This window comes from Enterobacter cloacae complex sp. IR5441, assembly GCF_049238215.1.
Taxonomy (GTDB): domain Bacteria; phylum Pseudomonadota; class Gammaproteobacteria; order Enterobacterales; family Enterobacteriaceae; genus Enterobacter; species Enterobacter hormaechei_C.
The window spans coordinates 1,501-18,869 of the sequence record NZ_JBMKIA010000029.1; the positions used below are offsets into that span (position 1 = coordinate 1,501).

The following is a 17,369-nucleotide window of genomic DNA, read 5'->3' on the forward strand; positions in this document are numbered from 1 at the left end:
ACACGAGTGCCGTTGATGGTAACGGTGATGTTCTGGTTTGCTGAGGTGGTGGCGAACGTCTCCCACGCGCCGATGTTCTCGTCATACTCGTTGATGAGCTGAGACATGCTCTGCGCCAGGCCATCGACCGAGAGACTATCAGTAACAAGAATGCCGTACTTCTGGCCGCTGAGCGCCGGAGACGCTGCGGGTGTAACCGTCAGTGACGTCGCACTGTTGATGGCCGTGATCTGAAACATCTGTACCGGGTTAGAAAGAACAAACAACGTCTGGCCAACCCGAATCTGGCTGGCGGGTGCCGTCCAGTTCGTGCCGGTGCCGGTGGCTGTATTTCCGTTAATGGCGATGGTGCCAGTGTTATAAAGCATATTTTCTCCAGGCAATAAAAAACCCCGCCGGAGCGGGGTTGATTAAAAAGACAGTTTATTCAGACGTACATATCAGGAAGAACGGGAAGGTTCAGTGGCGTTACCGTGTCATTACCAAAAATTGCATACCGCTCGCGCCCAAGAAATTTCCCACCCTGAACTGAAGCACTGCCGTTCTGTATTTTTATTCCGAACATTCGATACACGTACATGCCATTTACTTCGTGAGCCATCAGCCCGAATCTGCCCAGCGGAACATAGCCGCTGCCGATGCTCACGGCATTTTTCGAAGGCGTCCAGAGCTGGTTGAGGTAGACGAAAGGCCGCTTTGTCGTTGAAAACGTGCAGGCCCCGGCTGAATTGAAGATGTTGAGCCCGGTGCCCGGCTGCGGCGCCACGCCACTGGCGAAGATGACAATATCTATCGTGCCGGTCGTCGGAGCATCATCGTTGGTGGATGGAGGGCTGAAGAACCTGACCGTGTTGCCATCGAAATCGACTGTGTTACCGCTATTGCAGCGCCCAAAGACGATATATTTGGACTTGTCATACCCCGCTATCGTGGGAATTGCCCAGCCGCCAGTGGGAACATTGACGGTACCCTTCAAGATACACTGTCCTGACTGCGTAGCATTGGTTATTGAAGTGAAGTCAGTGCTGTTGCTGATGAGCAGGCCCACACCACTACGCTGGCCTGACGGAAATATCTGCCAGAGGCTACCGGGGAACGTGTACGTACTTTCACGCTCACTGATGCTTACATCCTTCATCGTGGAGTTCTGCGTCACGCGTCCACCGGATATGGTGACCGAGTTCATTTTATGAAGCAGCCCTGAATCAAGATAAGCCGTCGCGTGAGGGATAAACAGTACCTGCGCACCGGAAACATAACCGGCAACATCAGCGTACTTGGCTTTCTGGTAGCCACTGTCAAAGTTGGCCCCAAACGACGGGCATCGCAGGCCCGCAGTTATCTCCATGCGCTTTCCGCCGTCATTCAGTTCTATCAGTAGTCCTGTCGGCATTTTATGTCCACGTCCCCAGTACGATGCGGCCGCCACCCGGAATATTAATGGTTACGCCATTACCATTAATCACCGTTGTGTTGCCGGAGCCATTGAAAGAAAAATTACCGTTTGTGGCGTAAATCGAGCCGCGAACGGTCACGTTGTTGAACGTCGCGTAGCCTGACTTGTTGATGTGCCAGCCGACGTTCCCGGTGCCGTCCCAGGTTGTCGACTGGATGTAGCTGCCGATTTTGGTATTGTCGATAGTCCCTTCACCGATCACAGTATTCCGGATAAAGGTTTGTCCATTCTGGATAACGAACGGAAGTGTGACCTGTGCTCCGGCCTGGTGAGTGACGGCGAAGCGGTCAGCCAGGAAGATAACCTGCGACTGCATGCCGGACGGCGTATTCTCCACGCCGATCCCCATCCCTGCGGCATAGTACTGGCCGTTGCTGGATAACCCGACCTTGATGCCGTACATCGCCTTCAGATCCCCGTTAACGTTCGCAATGGCCTGAGCGTTAGTGGTAATGGCTGAGGTATGTCCGTTGATGGTCGCTGTGATGCCGTTTATCTGCGTGGCCGTGGCCTGCTGGTAATCGGAGAACGTCTGGTTCAGGCTGTTGATGGATGCCTTATTGCCGTTCACGTCAGTCTGCAAACTCAGCAGCGAACGCGCCGTTGCCTCCCTCTCGTTGACGATCACCTCATCAATGCGGTCCAGCTGCGCGCTGTTACCGGCGACCGATGCCGACAGTGTTTTGCGCGCGGCCACCTGCGCCAGGTTGCCCTGAATAATCGCGATGGCGGAGTTCTTCACTCCCCCCGCCATGCCGTCCACAGACACGCTGATGTTATCGATGCGCTGGCCCAGCGCCGTATCAGCCGTTGCGACGGTCTGCTCAAGCTCTGAAAGAGAGGATGACACATCTCCGACCGTGCTCGACAGGTTAGTAACGCTGGTCTGAACCTTACCGATTTCCTGGGCGTTTTTTGCTATTTCCTGCGCCTGTTGCGCCAGTTCGTCGTTGGCCTGTTTGATGTCGTCAGCCATGCCAGCAATTTTTTCATTGCTGTCCACCGCGTTCTCGATCAGGTCTTTGAACGTATCGGAGCCTTTCATGTCCTCCAGGATTGCATCTGTGATATCGGATACATCGATGCTGGCCTGCCCGCGCACAAAGTCTGTATACCCTGACTCGTTTCCGCTGCGGTCCACCAGCTGCGCGCGGTACCAGAAAATTTGCCCTGCCTTAAGGCCCATCTGCTGATACTTGCGCTGCGGATAGGGTACGTCTGCCAGCAGCATCGCATCGTCTTCCGTCCCTGTCAGGCTGTACTGAATTTCCGTCTTCAGCGTGTCGTCGGTGTTCGCCGGGAATCCCCAGCTCAGCTCGATACCGAAAACCACATTATCAGAAGCGATGAAGCCGACCGGTTTCGGGGGATTGCCCACTTTACCGGTCAGCGTTTTCTCTTCTGAATAGCCCCACCCGGAAGAAATTTCTGCGGCATTGATGGCGCGCACCCGTACCAGATAACGCCCGGCATAAATCCCAGGAACGTCGAATGACGTGGTGGAGCTGCGCGGCACGTTAACCCAGTTCCCTTCGTTGCGGCGCCATTGCGCTTCATAGGCGATAGCGTTCTGCGCCTGGTCCCAGCTCACGCGCATGGTTTCGACGCTAATGTTCTGCTGCACCATGGAAAACGAGCTGATCACGATGTTCGCAGGCGGCGACTGGTTGCCCGGCGGGATCACGCTCACCGGCCGCTGGTCAATGATGGCTCCGGTATCAATGCGATCAAATTTATCCGGATCGTGATTTGCACCGACGATTGTGAACGTGCCGTCATTATTATCAGTTACCGTAATAACGCGATACTGCTGTGCGTAGAGCTCATCAGACTCAATGACCCATACGGCCTCAGCCACAGGCGTTTCACTGTAAGCGGTCGTAACGGTCACTTTATTGCCCGTTATCGACTGAATGGTGCGTGACTGTGAAACACCCGATGGAAGATTGACAATCATCCTGTCGGCTGGCGAAGCATCCGGCGCCCTGTCCAGCGTTAGCACGCGACCATTCACCGCAGAGATACGGCCGCCCAGGTCGCGCCCGGAGAGATTTCGGTCCGCTACGGCGATTACATAGCCAGGCTGTGGAATGTTGCCATCTTCCCCTACATTGAAAGTAACAACGCGATCTTTGTTGTTGGTCAGGATCCCCCATCGCCCTTTTCGGTTCGCCTCCGATTGCCGGGTACAACCAATAGCTGTTATCTCAAGTTGATTAAAACCATAACGCGAAACCAGCGCCTGTTCAAAAACAGGTTCCATCGCATCAGAATAGGCGTTATCGGGATCAGACCAGGATACGAGCGCATTGGTATAACGGTTCTTTGTGGTGCTGCTGGAATAGGTAAACCGGCCATCGATAACGTTCGCATGCGTGTATGTAAAATCAACATCCCTCGGCATGTCCGCCAGCGCCACAATCTGGTCGTCGCCCCAGTAGGTCATCCCGCGGAAGATAGCAGCAAAATCACGCAGGACCGTATAAGCGTCGTTGCGTTCCTGAATGTAGACGTTGCAGGTATAACGTGGTTCGGTGCCACTTCCGCCTTTGCCATCCGGCACCATCTGATCGCAATACTGTGCAACCTGGTAAAGTGTCCATTTGTCTATGTTCGCTGTTGTGAGACGATCCCCAAGCCCGAAACGGTCGCTAACCACCAGGTCGTAGAATATCCACGCGGGGTTATCAGTCCAGGCCCATTTGAATGTCCCAAGCCACGTACCGCTATAAGTTCTTGTTTCCGGCTCGTAAGTATCCGGTACGCGGATGACACGTCCACGTGGTTCACAGGCGATTTGTGGAATAGAGCCATTGAACTGGCTGGAATCAAACTCGATGTACAATAGAGCTGTGTTTGGATAGCGCAGTTTGGCATCGATGACCTCTGTATAACTTTGAAGCGTCATCGTGTCGCCGATTTTGGCACTATTTGCGTCAGCGGTAATCTTGCGCAGTCTGATGGTCCAGGTGCTGCCAGCTTTCGGTAAATCGATACGATGGCTGCGTTCATAACCTGATGTGGTTTTCCCGGTCACATTAGTATCAAGGACCTGTTGCCAGCTACCACCGTCCATCTGAAGCTCCACCACATAGTTGATGGAGTACCCTACTAAATCCCCGTTATCCTGCTGTTTGAAAAGAGATGGCCACTTCAGGCGCAGGCGAACCGCCGAAAGCTGCGTATTGGTGAAGGTATGCGTCCAGGATGTTTCGCTGGATATTTCGGTACCGACGCTGATTTCATTTTCTGTGCCAGGTATCCCCTGAATGTAATCCTGAGCCTGTGTCCCTGGGCGAAACTCCCACACGACACCGCTGAAGTTCTCGGAACCATCAGCGTTTTGTAAAGGTGTGCCGTCAAGATAGATATCCCTCGCAGTCAGCCCACCAGCAAACTCCCCTTCACCGAGAACCATCAGGATTTTCGCTTTCGCAACGGACTGGAGATCATCGGGCTGCTCGACAGGGGTGCGAGAACTCGAGCTGCCGCCTTTACGTCCGGTAATTGTTTTAACCATATCGCGCCCATAAAAAAAGCCACCCGAAGGTGGCCTGATTGACAAATATTTGTTATTGCTGGTCTTCTACGTAAATCCCGGCAGAAGCAACAGCGCCGCCGATTCGCCGCTTACCATAGAGAATGGGGACAGGGTTTCCCTGCGAGGTTGTGTTCGTCACTCCACCAAATGCATAGCTGGCGCGGTTATCTGCTGATTGCTTGCTGGCTAGCCCGGTAGTCTGTGGAGAAAGCATCTGGACTACGCCGCCGATCGCCATTGATGCCCCAATCCCCGCCACAGCTCCCCATCCACCAGCAAAAGCAGTCCCACCAATCCCGATCGCGGCCCCTCCCGTGACGAACGCAGCAACAGCGACAAGGGCAACCCCGAGGATTGTCTGAAAAACCCCGGCTCGCTTACTGCCGATGATCACCGGCGCGATGCGGATTTCCTCTGTGCTCCTGTCCATACTGAGTTCATCGTTTACGAGGTTTCGTTTCCCGCTGAATACCGCATAAGTTAAACCCCGTTGTTTGCTGGTGTTAAGGAAACGCTCAAAACCCGGCACGATAACGCTCAGGGCGCGGATGGCCTCTTTTGGTGAAGCTACTGATAAACGATATTCACGCCCGAAGGTGGCACCTAGCACGCCGTACAATCGAATTGTGCGGACAGGCTCAACATTGAGTAATGCAGCCATTTTTTCCCCAAAAAAAACTGTCACAGGCGGTTATCAGAAACAGTCTTTAAACCGCAATATTTTCATTGTGCGCTCACGCCAGTAACCGCCATAAGGTACGCGCTGGCTCAGATGCCCATAAAGGTGATGCAGTAGCATGTTGCCTTCCAGCAGAATCCCCGCATGATTCCACTTATCAGCCTGAACCTGCATGATCACCATATCGCCAGGTTTCGGCGGCCCGTCGAATTCACGGAATCCGCACTCGTACCAGCAATCCTGATAGAAGTTGTCCGGATAGTCGTTTTCCCACCAGGGATAATCAACCCGGTAATCGTGGAGTTCGATACCATGCTTTTGCCGGAAATAGCTCATTACCAGCCCCCAGCAGTCAAAGTGACCAAGCACAAACGGACGCTCCAGCAGTGGCAGCTCTCCGCGCGGCTGAATGGTGCGTAAATCCCCCTCGGGCCAGCTCACGATATGCCAGGGTAAAAGCGTTGCGTCGCATTGCGCTTTATCCAGTTCGCTCGGCTGCGTAGTGGCGTCAGGGTGGCTGTGAACGATGGCGATCACCGTACCCCAGTCTTCAGCAGCTGCGTAATCTTCCGGGCAGAGGACAAAATTGTCCTCCGGCGCCGCGGCAAGATTCCGGCACGGGAAATAACGTTCAACACGACTTTTCTGCGCCACCACACCACAGCACTCACGAGGATATTCAGCGGCTGCATGCGCCATAATCGCATCAATGGTTTTCTGACGCATATCAGCTCCTGATTAAAGACGTTCCCGGGAAACCACCAAACGGCAGTTCTTCATTCTCTCCGAAGCGAAGTTTGCACGCCGTGAGCGTGCCGTTACAGACATCAAGCGAGGGATCATCGACAGAATTATTATTGTTATCGAAGTATCTGGTTCCGGCATAATCGCAACCGTCACCGGTTCGGTACTTATTGCGCATGCACCAGGTACACAGGGAATGAAGCTGGCGCGTGGGGATCATCTTACCCTGCAACGACATCGGGCTATCGAGTACGAATTCGATACTTTCGCCCGGAATTTCGCTGCTTTTACCATCAATGAAAAAAACTCGTTTTCTGACCTGTTGCGGATCAGCTGTTGCGTTACCTGCTGGGAAGTTCTTCGCATCGAGATAATGCGAATAAGTGTCATGGATAGTGACTTTCGCCTGTAGCATATCGTCATAAGCAAGGCACAGCGCTGTAATCTTGCTATCGATATCTGCAACCGTGAGTGTTGGCTGGGCACTGTTGCCGTCTGTGGAGGCTTCAAGCCCTTCTATTTGATACGGCCAGGCGGCATATTCCTCCCCCTGCCACCAGATACTTTTCGCCTTCAGCTTTGATTCATCGCCACCAGCGGCAGCGATTTCTTCTTCTGTGTGCGGGAGGTTGTATGCGTGAAATCGCAGTACATCATCCACGCCGAACGTAGAGCCATCAACTTCGATAAGCCGGACTTTATTACCGGGCTCAAGGCTTTGATAGTCTGCTGTGATCATGGTGCGTACGCCTGTTTGAATGTTGCGGAAATGGTCAGAACGTTGCTGGATAAGGGCTGTGACTTGATTGATTCGGCCTCAATCCGGTAGAGCCCAGTTTCGCCAACTGGCGATGTCCAGATGAATGACTTTATAACGTGAGAACGAAAGAATTTAAGGGCCTGGAGCATGTCCGTTTTTTTGCCCGTTAGGGTTACAGGCCATGACTGCTTTTCAGGGTTGATGCCTTCCCCTGCAATCTGCTCATAGCCATCGCCAAAGGTTGCAGAGCGGGTTTTATGGCTAAACGTTCCTTCCATTCCCGCCTGTATCTGCGTTCGCCAGGTGAACGTTTCCAGTGCCATGTTTGCTCCATAAAAAAAGCCACCCGAAGGTGGCTTGTGATAATATGAGAAGGAAATTAGCGGGTTTCACAACCAAGCTGAGACTTGTCGATAATCTGCGTGCCTTCAACACGGTAACCATATGTGCCGAACAGAAATGCGTGGTTTAATTGATAAATAACAACATCGCTTAGGCCTACGGAACACTTGTCTTTTTCAATAGCCCGATCCATTGCAGTTTTAACGCTTGGAATGCCCAGCGGGAAAATAACAATTGGAGCTTTGTCTTCACCAGTCACACGTTGACCTTTTTCAAACTTAGCTGCGTTCAGGTTGTAATTTTTAGTACTACCAACGGTCATATCAGCAACGCGAACAGTACAGCCAGACAACATTAAAGCCCCAAGAGCTAAAGCCACTACCTTCTTCATTTTAAGTTTCCTTTGATTGCAATCGGAAACATCTTAACATGATGAATAATGTGATAAAACAAACACCATGTCTCTTATCTTGATTTTGTTGCATTCCAGATGAGCCCACCAGGCTGAAGTTGTTTCGCAATACCTGCCCGAACAGATTGATCAATAGTCTGCTTGTAAGCGCGAGAAACAGCATCGTTATTTGCAGAAGTCTGCTGCTGTGAATTTTGGTTTTGAACAACTACGGACGTTTGAATACTTACCCCACCGGCCGATGATGACTGAAACCCATACATCGGAGCGTGGCCAACATAACCGCCATTTGCATAACCCTGTGCGCTTCGCATAAGTGAATAGAGGTTTCCAACCCCCAGCGCACTTGTTGCCTCTTTGGTGAAGACGAATTCGCCACCATGCACCACGCCTTTTGGCTGATACTTTCCTCCATCCCCTGTGTAGCCGCCAGTATCGAATTCCGGAACTGCGCCGCCACTAGAAAATCCGAAAAATGAACCAAATGATGTCCCCCCAAACGCAGACTTCATTCCGTTAACCAGCACCAACTGTGTCAGCATCTGGGCTGTTCCTTTCAAAAAGGTTGTCAGGAAATCTGAGAAGTTAGCTTTTCCAGTGGTAAAAAAGTCTGTAAGAGTGCTGGCCATACCGGTGAATGCATTGCTGGTAATTGTCTGCACTTGTGAGTAAACATTGGTTGCGGAGTCCTCAAATTCAGCCCAGCCCTTTTTCGCGCCGGTCAACCAGTCGCCACGCAACCTGTCCTCTGCGGCATAGTAATTATTCGCCGCTTTGAGCTGCTTCTGATAACCAACGTCCTCCAGAGAACCGCCGGCGTTCACCCAACCTGCGGCAAGCTGACTTTTCGCGAGTTCACGCTGAGCTAACCGATCGCTCATTCCAGCTCCACCGACCAAAGCAGCCTGCTTCTCTGTCATCTGCGTGACGTATTTCTGCGAGGTATCCATTCGCTTGTTCAGCTGTTCCTGTTCGGTAATCTGATCACCTAACAGGGCTTTCTGCCGTGCCAACTGAAGCACCTGGTCTTTACTCGCCAGCAGGGATCGTTCCTGCTTTGTCAGGGAACGTGAACGCGAGGCTTCTTCCAGCACCTGAAATTTCGCCTCAGTGGTCCACAGATCTTTGCGCTGCTGGCTGATAGTGTCGTTCAGCCCTTTATGCTGTTGAAGAGCACGCAACTGCGCCTGAAGCGCCAGCAATTCGGTCTGAGCAGCGTCAGTACTGCGGTCGCCAGCAGATACAGTGCCCTGCTTTCCTGTTTTCGTTTTTTTGCCAAACGAAGCGACTGCTTCCCGATCCTTCTGAGTGGTCGCGGCGCTTATCTTGCGGGATGTATCGAGGTACTTGCCTGCGCTAATGTCAGCCGCGTCCCAGTCCTTTTTCAGCTGAGACACGCTGTTACCATAAGCGCCGGCCATTTGTTCGTTATAGTCCTGCCATCCCTGCAAAGTATCAGTTTTCGCCCAGTCAGGAACGAGATTAATCGCAGCCGCGATAGAAGAAGAAATAATCTGGTTCAGCTTCTGGAAAACTATCGCGACGCTGTAATAAATTGCGTTAAATTCCTTTAGCGTGTTTGATGCCAGTTCAGCTACCCACTGACCGATTCTCTGCATAGCCTCAGATGCCCATCCCTTGATATCAAGCCACAGGCGGCCAAATGGTGTCAGCGAGTCGTAAGCCTGCTCTCCGCGCTCTGCCATCGTGTCGGCAAACAAATCCATAGCTTGAGTAACGGCAGCGGTCTGGTCTTTCTGCTTAACTAACTCGTCAATGTGCTTAAGCTGTGAAACGGTGAGAAAGTTGAATTGCTCATTAAGGTTCTGAAGAGCCTTAACCGGATCCTTTTCAATATCCTTATAAGCCTTGGTAATGTCCTGAGTCGAAACAATGCCAGTTTCAACTGCCAGCGCCGTCGCTTTGGTAGCTTTCTCAAGCTGTTGCTGAGACATTGAGCCGATACCAACTAACTCTGTCATCAGACTCTGGACAGTGCCCACCGTAGCCCCGGTTGAAGCAGAGATTGACTGGGAGGATGCCATAATCTGTAGCGCTGACGTACCGGCAATGTTTCCGGTGCGGATGATAGCTTTATTGATTTCGTCATAGGCAGTGAAGTAATCAGATCCTGCCTTCGCGGCAAGGAGAACTGCACCGGCCAGACCACCAATCGCTACACGCGCCGGGGTGACCATGGATAACATCGCTTTTAGCGCGTTCCCCACCCCACCAAAGGAATCACGCAGCTTCCCCCCCTGCTGGATAGCAACCATATAAACCGGCATACCGGAGGCCAGTGAGGTCACAATATCCGTCATTTGCATTGGCAGGTAACGCATGGCATTACGGTACTGCCCCGCACTGATAGCTCCAGATTTCCAGGACTCTTCCTGCTCTTTTAGTCGGGCAATCATTGGCGCAGCGCGGTCCGACACGCCAAGCTGGGCCGCCTTCAGTTCGAGTAACTCTGCACGGGTTTTTCCGATAGCTGCAACCTGGTCCTCAAGTGAGTCGATAAAAGTTTTGCCTGCGGCAGTTGCCCGTTGCGCTGCCTGTGCCTGCTCAATGCGAGCTCGGCCCTCTGCTGTTTCAGATTCCATGACCTGCGCCAGTTTCGCGCGGGTCGTCTCAAGCACGCTGTTGTAACGAGTAAAATCCTCGTCACCCACCAGACCTTTGCTCCGGAATTTAGACAGGCTTTCCTGAATGGTATCCAGCTCGTCCAGCGCCTTGTTAACAGGGCTGATTTTATTCAGCAGGTTTTGCAGTTCCTGCCGTTGCTGTTTCAGGCTTTCGCTGTTTTTTTTCTGGTTGTCGATCCCGGTGCGGAACGTACTGTTCAGGTCATCCGCTTTACCTGCTGCGGCGGACGCAGTCTCCTGAAAGCGATCCAGTGCCTGGTTACCACGCTCCAGCTCAGTGGTATTTACACGCAGGGAAATCGTGGCGATGTCGTTACTCATTCCGCCCTCTCTTTATGCATAACTTTTAGTGCGGCGCACTCCATGATTCGGATGTCCGAAAGCGCGGTTGCCTCGTCGTCGACGTTGTGCAGGCGCATCACCCAGGGCAGCACGTTGTAATCAAGACCTGATGCGCCTCCCATGCCCGTGCGCCACTGCGTGCTGACAGCCTGAAACACCAGGAATGAAGGCCATACATCTGGCCAGACGTCGATGTATTGATCGTCATAGTCATCCGGCGTAAGCCCATAGGGTGCCAGGTCTGCCGCTGTGGGTTCAGGCGTATAGAATGCAGAGGCAACCGCTATCAGTTTTTTTCGCGCTGCCCCATCAACTCTCGGTAGTAGGTTTCCGGGATTGCCTTCATTGCCGCCGGATAGTTTTCCAGCAGCACCGACAGGTTTTCCGCGTTGAATGCATCGGGAAGTGCCCAGCCAGCAATGATTTCCATCAGAAAATCAGTGGCGGTTTTGCCTTCCATTTTCTCCAGATCCGCCAGTTCTTTGAGTGGCTTGTGATTGAATGTGAATGTCAGCACGCCATCCTCATCGCCAGCGCGCGGGATCGAGACGTTGGCCTTAAAAGTTGGTTTGGGCTGAAGGGTGAATTTAGTCGCCATCGTTGCCTCTTAGTGAAAGAAAGCCTCCATGGAGGAGGCTTAGACTATCGTTATGCCTGGCTTATGCCGCGGCGCCTGTGATTTTGTAGAACGTCATTGCTGGCGATTGCAGGTTCAGCACGACGCTTACCGTTTCGACTTCGTTCACCGCCGTGGTCGGCGTGTCGTCAAAAGATGCCGTGGCCGCCCAGTAACGATTCTCCTTCGCCTTCGAAACGTACATATAAGCCGCCACAGTCTCTTCGTCTTCATCCAGCTGGCGCAGCAACGGATATACCGGGAGACTTGAATCGTGAGCGATCGAGTAAGTCTGAGAGACGGCAGATTTATAGGTATTCAGGTTGCGCTGACGGTCATCGCTGAGGAACTGAATCTGCGTGGTGTTCTGATCACCACCGGATTTCGATACCTCAGTGATTTGTGGCAGTTCGGTCCATTCTTCAATTTTGCGAATAGAGCCGGAACCGCCGCCAGCCGCGTATTTGTTTTTGTTGGTGGTATTGATGTTGCGAAGAGTGACAGCATTCTCCGCAATCGCGTCGATTTTCGCGATAACGTTATCAATACCCGACCAGTTGCAGTTCACGTGAACGATATCACCGACCGCGATATCGTCCGCGGAGCTGACGGTGATCACCGCGTGCTCAGCATTCGTCGCGCCGGTGAAAGTAATGGCTGGGCCGTAGCCCGAGGCCAGATAAACATGAGCGCCGTTAGGCAGTGCGAAGCCCATAATGGTTACTCCTGTGAAATTAGAAAACCGGCACAATGGCCGATGATTTTGACGGGGTCAGTTAATGATGTCGGCCCGGTAGTTCAGGCTGATGGGAATGGTGTAGGAAACAGCTGTCGGGATACCGCGAAAAATTGCTGGCGTGCTGGTGATCCAGCAGGTGAAGTCACTTCCTGCAATTTCCTGCCCCTCAGGGAACAATTCCACTAATCTGCCCGCCAGAGAAACGACTGAGGTACGGCCTAAGCCGGCTGGCGCCACGACATTGATCTGGTACACGCCTGAATAAGTCCGGCAGCGCAATCCGAGATCGATTGTCCGCGGCGTAACGGGCATATCGTGTACGGCCAGGTATATGTCGTTAGCAGGAGGTGTAAACGGCACGTTCTCCCATGCAACTGAAATGCCCTCGGCATCGGCCCAGGTACCCAGTCTGGCGGCCAGTGCAGATGCAATATCAGGAATCACCAGGACACCTCCTTGATAGCTTCCTCAAAGAAGCGTTGAAACTCAGCAGCGGTTATACGGACCATTCCGCCCGGTGCCTGTGTGGAATGCCCCATTTCAAGCGGGTATGCATACGGGACGTTGTTGCAGAAATAAATGGCCTTCATCCCGACTTTGAACAGTGACAGCGTGTAGTTCCCGGCTGCTTTTGTCAGGTCGCCGGTCTTGTCTATTCGTCCCGTTTCATCAGTTGTCGGAGCATCAAACGATACCTGCCAGTTACCGCGAAAGCGTCCGCCCGTATACCCCGGCGGTGCTTTGATATCCATCCCATCCACCACCCGGGCTTTTTTCTTCAGTCGCCCGGTTTTGGTCAGGTTGTCGGGATTTGCCCGCTGCGCCTCGTTATGGTCGTAAACAGCGCGATTATAGGAAACGGCTGTCTGGTTAACTTCCCACAACTCCGGGTTGCCCACTGGGGACATCACCACCAGCTGGTTAAGAATTTTGATTCCGACGGCGCGCACCACTGCTTCCTGATTCGTTTTCGCCTTATTGACGAATGCTGTGATTTCAGCGAGGAATGCCGTGTTCTCTCCCATGCTATGCCCTCAACTGCGCTTTGTAGCAGAGTACCAGCGAGGCAGGTTTTGCCGGGTTGGGTTTGATAACCCGGTGGGCTGTGCCATCAATATCGACTACGTCGCCGATTTTAATTTCCTGCTCCGCCGTAAAAACGATCTGCACGTCGCCGTTAACGATGACCGTTCCATCTATTTCGCCGGGTGCGTATTCCGTTTTAACGCCGATCGCAGTGAACTGAACATCATCCGTTTTATGCTCGACTCCACCGATAACCGTTACTGAACCCTTGCGGGTGACGTTGTATAACGCTCCGTTCTGCCTGAGCATGCGCGTTGTTCTGGCCTGCATACGTAGGTAATCAATCGCCATATCAGACCCTCTCTGCAAATGCATTGATGGCGAAACCTCGACCACCAGCAAGGTCGCCTAACAGCGCCATGACAGCAGGATAGGACGGCGTGAAAACTTCACCATCTGCGACCGCATAGGTCATGGTGACAGCACCTTCCACACGTTCAGTTTTCACAGCGGCTTCGCGCACGCTGGAGAGTAAATCTCCGTCGATTGCCTCTACCGCCAGCATGCACTGCGCGGTTAAAACCTGCCGTGGAACTTCATCCGGCGGGAAATCATGTTCATCCAGAACGACATTCACGCGTGGCCATGCCAGAGCCTGTCTCGGGTCAGCTTTTGAGCCTACCCAGTCCAGCCCCTCCAGGTAATCCATTGCCTTAATCAGCAAAGGTGTGAGCTTGCCAGGCAGTTCAATGCCGCGTATTTCCGCAAATGAGGCAAGATCCTCTTCACTGACGTAGCTGTTGGCATCAGGAGAGGTGATATCGGTATTGATCATCGAATCATCCTGTTTATGGGGCTTTCGCCCCATTCGTTATTCTCCGGCAGGCGCAGTGAAGGTGATCTCATCAGTGGTTTTCGCCACTCCTTCAACCGTGCTGGTTACCGTGAAGGTGCCAGCAACGTCTGATGTGAGTTTCACCGTTGCACCACCAGCAGAGCCGGTTTGAGAACTGGCCGTGCTAAGCGTGCCGCCTGTGGAAGTCCACGCGACGGTTTTACCGGATACACCGGAGCCATTCAGCGTGTACTTAAGAGAAACAGTTACCGCGTCTGTGCTGTCAGCAGTTGCGGAGGTTTTATCCGCTGACAGAGTTACTCCCCCACCGCGGATTCCAGTTTGATGAGAACGCCCGCAGTGGATTTGTTACTGGTGAAGTGTTTCTTCCAGTTGCCCGCGGTACCGATGGCGGTCAGGTCAGGATTATCACCTTTGGCGGTATCCCAGCTGTAGCCCAGCAGTTCAACGTTCACGGTACCTTCAGCGCGATAGCCAATCGCAAGGTTTTCCTGATCGTTGATATCGTAGGAACGGAAGCCTGGTGCCTGAGACTCGGTAACAGTCACTGCGCCGGCCACCAGCCCAAGGATCGCATCAGCGTCCATGGTGTCGGTTACCAGCACAGGTTTACCCAGCGTGCCAGGCTGCCCGCCGTAAACCACCACGCCAGCTTCTTCGTAGATTTTGTTGGCAATCGCCTCATCAACAATGTCGAAGTAGGTCGCAGAGTGCATCACGAACAGAGCCACGCGGTTAAACTTGTCGCCGTATTTACGCAGGCCACGCGTCAGGGTCTTTTTACCGTCGGTCGCAATGTCGGCGGTTACGACCATGTCGGTGTTAGCACCAATCGCCGCAGTCAGTGCTTTCAGACCATATTTCACGTAGCCTTCCAGCGTGGCATCTGCCACATCAACGCCGATCACTTCGGAGAATTCGTCGACAGAGCGGCCGCGGCGTTTGAATGCCTCTTCGGTGGTTTCATACGGGCCATATTTCCACGGTGCTTTGACGGATACGGATTCACCGGCGCCAATCTTCTTGCCGGTCACTTTATCGGTGGAGTTCGTGTCACGCGATTCGATAGAACCGCCCACTTTGTAGAAGGCTCGCTTGCGGAAATCACCTTCAATCAGTTCGTTATCCAGCAAAATCGCACCGTTGGAGGAAGCGTTGAACACTTCCAGGTTGTCCTGGCGACGCTCAAGAAACGCGGTCTGCGCCAGATCGTCATAAATAACCAGGTCGGAATTAACAGTCGTTGCCATGGTTTGAATCCCTTATTTCGGAAGTTTGAGGAAGGCCTGCTGGCCGTGTTTGCGGATGTAGTCCGCTTTGTCGCTGGCGCTCATTTCGGAACGTTTCAGGCTTCCACCACCGTTTGGCTTGTGTACACCCGCGCCCGTGCCTTCTGCGCGCGGGAACAGATGTGGAGCCGTCTCCTTGAGAGACTCCGCCCATTCAAGCGGGCTTAGTGGGGTTTTGCCGTCTTTGCCGAACAGAACATCGCCATTTGCATCAACTGCTACGGCCTCGCCTTCGTCGTTGAGCTGGAATGTGCCTTTGGCACGCAGAATAAGATCGTCAGAAGCTTCAGGCAGCGCGCCCGCTTTGGAGGCTGCTGCACGGATTGCATCCCCGAGAACCCGATCCCGGAATTTGTTGGAGAACGCTTCAGCTTTTTCCGCGCGTTCGTTTGCCGCTTTGATCTGCTTATCAACGTCAGCACGCAGGCGCTCGGTACGCTTATCCAGCACCTCGTCAATTTTTCCGGCGGCGATAAGCTTCGCCTCTTCATCGTCAGAAAAACGCTGGAGAATGCCGCGTACAGCGTCTGGGTCGATACCGTCAAAACGTGACAGGTTTTCTTTTTGCTGCTTGATGGTGCCCAGCAACTCAGAGTTTTTTGATTTCAGGCCTGTAACTTCACTGGTCACACGCTCATCAATCAGCTTCTGGATTTCGGGGGTGATTTCGATACCGCCACCACCACTGCCCTCACCGCCGCTTTCAGGTGCGTAATATTTCAGAAGCATGTTTCGAATTAACATAATTTCCCCTCGGGATTTTGTCGGGCCTCGCCCATAAAAAAGCCCCGGCGGATGCCAGGGCGTGTAGAAAGTGATAGTTGCCAGGTTCAAGGACCTGATAGCTGCTTAAGACGTTCCAGGCTGATCCACTCGCCTTTGTCAGTGAACATATCAGCCAGGTCGATTTCACCCGCGCGGAACAGACGGCCACGCTCGGCACCCAGAACCTGATCCTGCCTTTGAGCTGGCTGACGCGCGAGCCATTCAAGATACGTGGTTTTAGCAGGTACCTGCCCATCCATGCTGGCACGAGTGCCCTCGTCCATCTCATCAATATCAATGCCGAGTTCGCGCCAGGACTTGATAATCAGAGTTTCAGTAGAACGGCAACAGAAATGAATTTTCCCGGGCCCTTGCAGGTAAGGTACTTTGTGCCCGATCGGTTTATTATCCAGGGTGTAGCGCAGCAGGTCGCGAATGATGCAGTCGTGACTGGTTTTATTGTCCAGCGTAGACAGCCACTGCTTACCATTCACGATGTCGCTGTTGGCGCTGGTGAAGCTGTTGCGGGCGGTAGCAGCCAGATGATTCACGGCTGTTTTAGCGATGCTTGCGGCATTTGCCCTGCTCATCTGGAGCGCGCCGTCGCGATAGTCTTTATTGGCATGACCGCGCACGCTTCGGGCGATGGTTTCAACCGTGTCGCCAGCAAGATAGCCACGGCGTACAGCGTTTACGATCCGCGCCAGCCTGTCCGATTCCAGATTCTCCGTCCACTCACTCAGCAGGCGCCCCTGAAATGGCTGAGCCATCGCCGCGGCATAAACCATATCAGCGGTGATTCCCTGTAGCGGGTAGCGTGCCAGCACCTGTGAGGGAAGAAGGGAATCGAACAGGCTCAGCTGATAACTGACCTCATTCCTGGAAAGCGCAAGCAGTTCCCCTTCTAGCCCGGACTGCATCGAAGCGACAGCCTGATGGTTAAGTTCGCGTACGCTGCCGAGCAAGCTTTCCAGACGTGTAACCGTGAAGCTATCAGCCGGGAGCCGATCCAGTGCATCCAGCAGGCGGGCAGACAGTTCTGCGTCTGTCTCGTTGAGCAGCTTCACCATTCGGTTAGCCACGCCCGTCGCATAGCGGCTAATCCAGACGGAATGGGTAATGGCCTCATCCCGCAAACTTTCGTTGACTGTTGCCAT

The 17,369-nt window shown here is 53.1% G+C and carries 19 protein-coding genes and 1 pseudogene; all 20 read right to left on the bottom strand.

The genetic code is table 11. From position 1 onward, the window contains the following. Window positions 1-368 (bottom strand): annotated as a pseudogene (locus ACOTX5_RS21225) (phage tail protein); the annotation flags it as partial. A 59-nt stretch (window positions 369-427) separates the two neighbouring features. Beyond that, entirely contained in the window at window positions 428-1,393 is a 966-nt protein-coding gene (locus ACOTX5_RS21230; RefSeq protein ID WP_045911861.1) for a DUF6453 family protein, read from the bottom strand. Between the two features lies 1 nt (window position 1,394). Then, on the bottom strand, window positions 1,395-4,976 hold the full coding sequence (locus ACOTX5_RS21235) for a host specificity protein J (RefSeq protein WP_058686851.1): 3,582 nt from the start codon (window positions 4,974-4,976) through the stop codon (window positions 1,395-1,397). Between the two features lie 52 nt (window positions 4,977-5,028). After that, window positions 5,029-5,658, bottom strand: coding sequence for a tail assembly protein (locus ACOTX5_RS21240; RefSeq protein WP_015570918.1), 630 nt, complete (start codon window positions 5,656-5,658; stop codon window positions 5,029-5,031). Window positions 5,659-5,691: 33 nt separating this feature from the next. Continuing rightward, window positions 5,692-6,402 (bottom strand): C40 family peptidase, encoded by a 711-nt coding sequence (locus ACOTX5_RS21245; protein ID WP_045911863.1) that lies wholly within the window; start codon window positions 6,400-6,402, stop codon window positions 5,692-5,694. Window position 6,403: 1 nt separating this feature from the next. Further along, window positions 6,404-7,159, bottom strand: coding sequence for a phage minor tail protein L (locus ACOTX5_RS21250; protein ID WP_032654526.1), 756 nt, complete (start codon window positions 7,157-7,159; stop codon window positions 6,404-6,406). Next, on the bottom strand, window positions 7,156-7,503 hold the full coding sequence (locus ACOTX5_RS21255) for a phage tail protein (protein WP_015570921.1): 348 nt from the start codon (window positions 7,501-7,503) through the stop codon (window positions 7,156-7,158). Before ACOTX5_RS21255 ends, ACOTX5_RS21250 begins: the two co-directional genes overlap by 4 nt. A 56-nt stretch (window positions 7,504-7,559) precedes the next feature. Further along, window positions 7,560-7,913: a hypothetical protein gene (locus ACOTX5_RS21260; RefSeq protein ID WP_020690998.1), complete on the bottom strand. Its 354-nt coding sequence runs from the start codon at window positions 7,911-7,913 to the stop codon at window positions 7,560-7,562. A gap of 74 nt (window positions 7,914-7,987) precedes the next feature. Continuing rightward, a complete protein-coding gene (locus ACOTX5_RS21265; protein WP_063438836.1) occupies window positions 7,988-10,900 on the bottom strand; it encodes a phage tail tape measure protein in 2,913 nt (970 codons plus the stop codon). Continuing rightward, the gene (locus tag ACOTX5_RS21270; RefSeq protein ID WP_306438767.1) at window positions 10,897-11,316 is read right to left on the bottom strand and encodes a DUF1799 domain-containing protein; all 420 of its coding nucleotides are present in this window, start codon (window positions 11,314-11,316) and stop codon (window positions 10,897-10,899) included. Before ACOTX5_RS21270 ends, ACOTX5_RS21265 begins: the two co-directional genes overlap by 4 nt. Beyond that, entirely contained in the window at window positions 11,208-11,519 is a 312-nt protein-coding gene (locus tag ACOTX5_RS21275) for a phage tail assembly chaperone (protein WP_022651271.1), read from the bottom strand. Before ACOTX5_RS21275 ends, ACOTX5_RS21270 begins: the two co-directional genes overlap by 109 nt. Before the next feature lie 61 nt (window positions 11,520-11,580). Then, on the bottom strand, window positions 11,581-12,252 hold the full coding sequence (locus tag ACOTX5_RS21280; RefSeq protein ID WP_063945258.1) for a phage tail protein: 672 nt from the start codon (window positions 12,250-12,252) through the stop codon (window positions 11,581-11,583). 57 nt (window positions 12,253-12,309) lie between these two features. Next, window positions 12,310-12,720, bottom strand: coding sequence for a DUF4128 domain-containing protein (locus tag ACOTX5_RS21285; RefSeq protein WP_045911867.1), 411 nt, complete (start codon window positions 12,718-12,720; stop codon window positions 12,310-12,312). Continuing rightward, window positions 12,717-13,301, bottom strand: coding sequence for a hypothetical protein (locus tag ACOTX5_RS21290; RefSeq protein ID WP_045911868.1), 585 nt, complete (start codon window positions 13,299-13,301; stop codon window positions 12,717-12,719). The genes ACOTX5_RS21285 and ACOTX5_RS21290 overlap by 4 nt, the downstream gene beginning before the upstream one ends. Window position 13,302: 1 nt before the next feature. Next, the gene (locus ACOTX5_RS21295; protein ID WP_045343118.1) at window positions 13,303-13,653 is read right to left on the bottom strand and encodes a hypothetical protein; all 351 of its coding nucleotides are present in this window, start codon (window positions 13,651-13,653) and stop codon (window positions 13,303-13,305) included. A 1-nt stretch (window position 13,654) separates the two neighbouring features. Next, window positions 13,655-14,137, bottom strand: coding sequence for a DnaT-like ssDNA-binding protein (locus ACOTX5_RS21300; RefSeq protein ID WP_045343117.1), 483 nt, complete (start codon window positions 14,135-14,137; stop codon window positions 13,655-13,657). 36 nt (window positions 14,138-14,173) lie between these two features. Further along, entirely contained in the window at window positions 14,174-14,503 is a 330-nt protein-coding gene (locus tag ACOTX5_RS21305; RefSeq protein WP_158002220.1) for an Ig-like domain-containing protein, read from the bottom strand. Further along, a complete protein-coding gene (locus ACOTX5_RS21310) occupies window positions 14,455-15,408 on the bottom strand; it encodes a major capsid protein (RefSeq protein ID WP_045911869.1) in 954 nt (317 codons plus the stop codon). Before ACOTX5_RS21310 ends, ACOTX5_RS21305 begins: the two co-directional genes overlap by 49 nt. Window positions 15,409-15,420: 12 nt before the next feature. Then, window positions 15,421-16,191, bottom strand: coding sequence for a hypothetical protein (locus tag ACOTX5_RS21315; RefSeq protein ID WP_045911870.1), 771 nt, complete (start codon window positions 16,189-16,191; stop codon window positions 15,421-15,423). A gap of 86 nt (window positions 16,192-16,277) precedes the next feature. Next, window positions 16,278-17,369, bottom strand: a complete 1,092-nt coding sequence (locus tag ACOTX5_RS21320) for a phage Mu F like family protein (protein ID WP_045331452.1) — start codon at window positions 17,367-17,369, stop codon at window positions 16,278-16,280.

Excerpts from the sequence above, each read along its gene's own strand:
- ACOTX5_RS21235 (WP_058686851.1), bottom strand. The coding sequence starts at position 4,976 with ATGGTTAAAACAATTACCGGACGTAAAGGCGGCAGCTCGAGTTCTCGC.
- ACOTX5_RS21290 (WP_045911868.1), bottom strand. The coding sequence starts at position 13,301 with ATGGGAGAGAACACGGCATTCCTCGCTGAAATCACAGCATTCGTCAAT.
- ACOTX5_RS21245 (WP_045911863.1), bottom strand. The coding sequence starts at position 6,402 with ATGCGTCAGAAAACCATTGATGCGATTATGGCGCATGCAGCCGCTGAA.
- ACOTX5_RS21265 (WP_063438836.1), bottom strand. The coding sequence starts at position 10,900 with ATGAGTAACGACATCGCCACGATTTCCCTGCGTGTAAATACCACTGAG.
- ACOTX5_RS21255 (WP_015570921.1), bottom strand. The coding sequence starts at position 7,503 with ATGGCACTGGAAACGTTCACCTGGCGAACGCAGATACAGGCGGGAATG.
- ACOTX5_RS21280 (WP_063945258.1), bottom strand. The coding sequence starts at position 12,252 with ATGGGCTTCGCACTGCCTAACGGCGCTCATGTTTATCTGGCCTCGGGC.
- ACOTX5_RS21230 (WP_045911861.1), bottom strand. The coding sequence starts at position 1,393 with ATGCCGACAGGACTACTGATAGAACTGAATGACGGCGGAAAGCGCATG.
- ACOTX5_RS21275 (WP_022651271.1), bottom strand. The coding sequence starts at position 11,519 with ATGGCGACTAAATTCACCCTTCAGCCCAAACCAACTTTTAAGGCCAAC.
- ACOTX5_RS21250 (WP_032654526.1), bottom strand. The coding sequence starts at position 7,159 with ATGATCACAGCAGACTATCAAAGCCTTGAGCCCGGTAATAAAGTCCGG.
- ACOTX5_RS21315 (WP_045911870.1), bottom strand. The coding sequence starts at position 16,191 with ATGTTAATTCGAAACATGCTTCTGAAATATTACGCACCTGAAAGCGGC.
- ACOTX5_RS21320 (WP_045331452.1), bottom strand. The coding sequence starts at position 17,369 with ATGGCAACAGTCAACGAAAGTTTGCGGGATGAGGCCATTACCCATTCC.
- ACOTX5_RS21240 (WP_015570918.1), bottom strand. The coding sequence starts at position 5,658 with ATGGCTGCATTACTCAATGTTGAGCCTGTCCGCACAATTCGATTGTAC.
- ACOTX5_RS21310 (WP_045911869.1), bottom strand. The coding sequence starts at position 15,408 with ATGGCAACGACTGTTAATTCCGACCTGGTTATTTATGACGATCTGGCG.
- ACOTX5_RS21300 (WP_045343117.1), bottom strand. The coding sequence starts at position 14,137 with ATGATCAATACCGATATCACCTCTCCTGATGCCAACAGCTACGTCAGT.
- ACOTX5_RS21295 (WP_045343118.1), bottom strand. The coding sequence starts at position 13,653 with ATGGCGATTGATTACCTACGTATGCAGGCCAGAACAACGCGCATGCTC.
- ACOTX5_RS21260 (WP_020690998.1), bottom strand. The coding sequence starts at position 7,913 with ATGAAGAAGGTAGTGGCTTTAGCTCTTGGGGCTTTAATGTTGTCTGGC.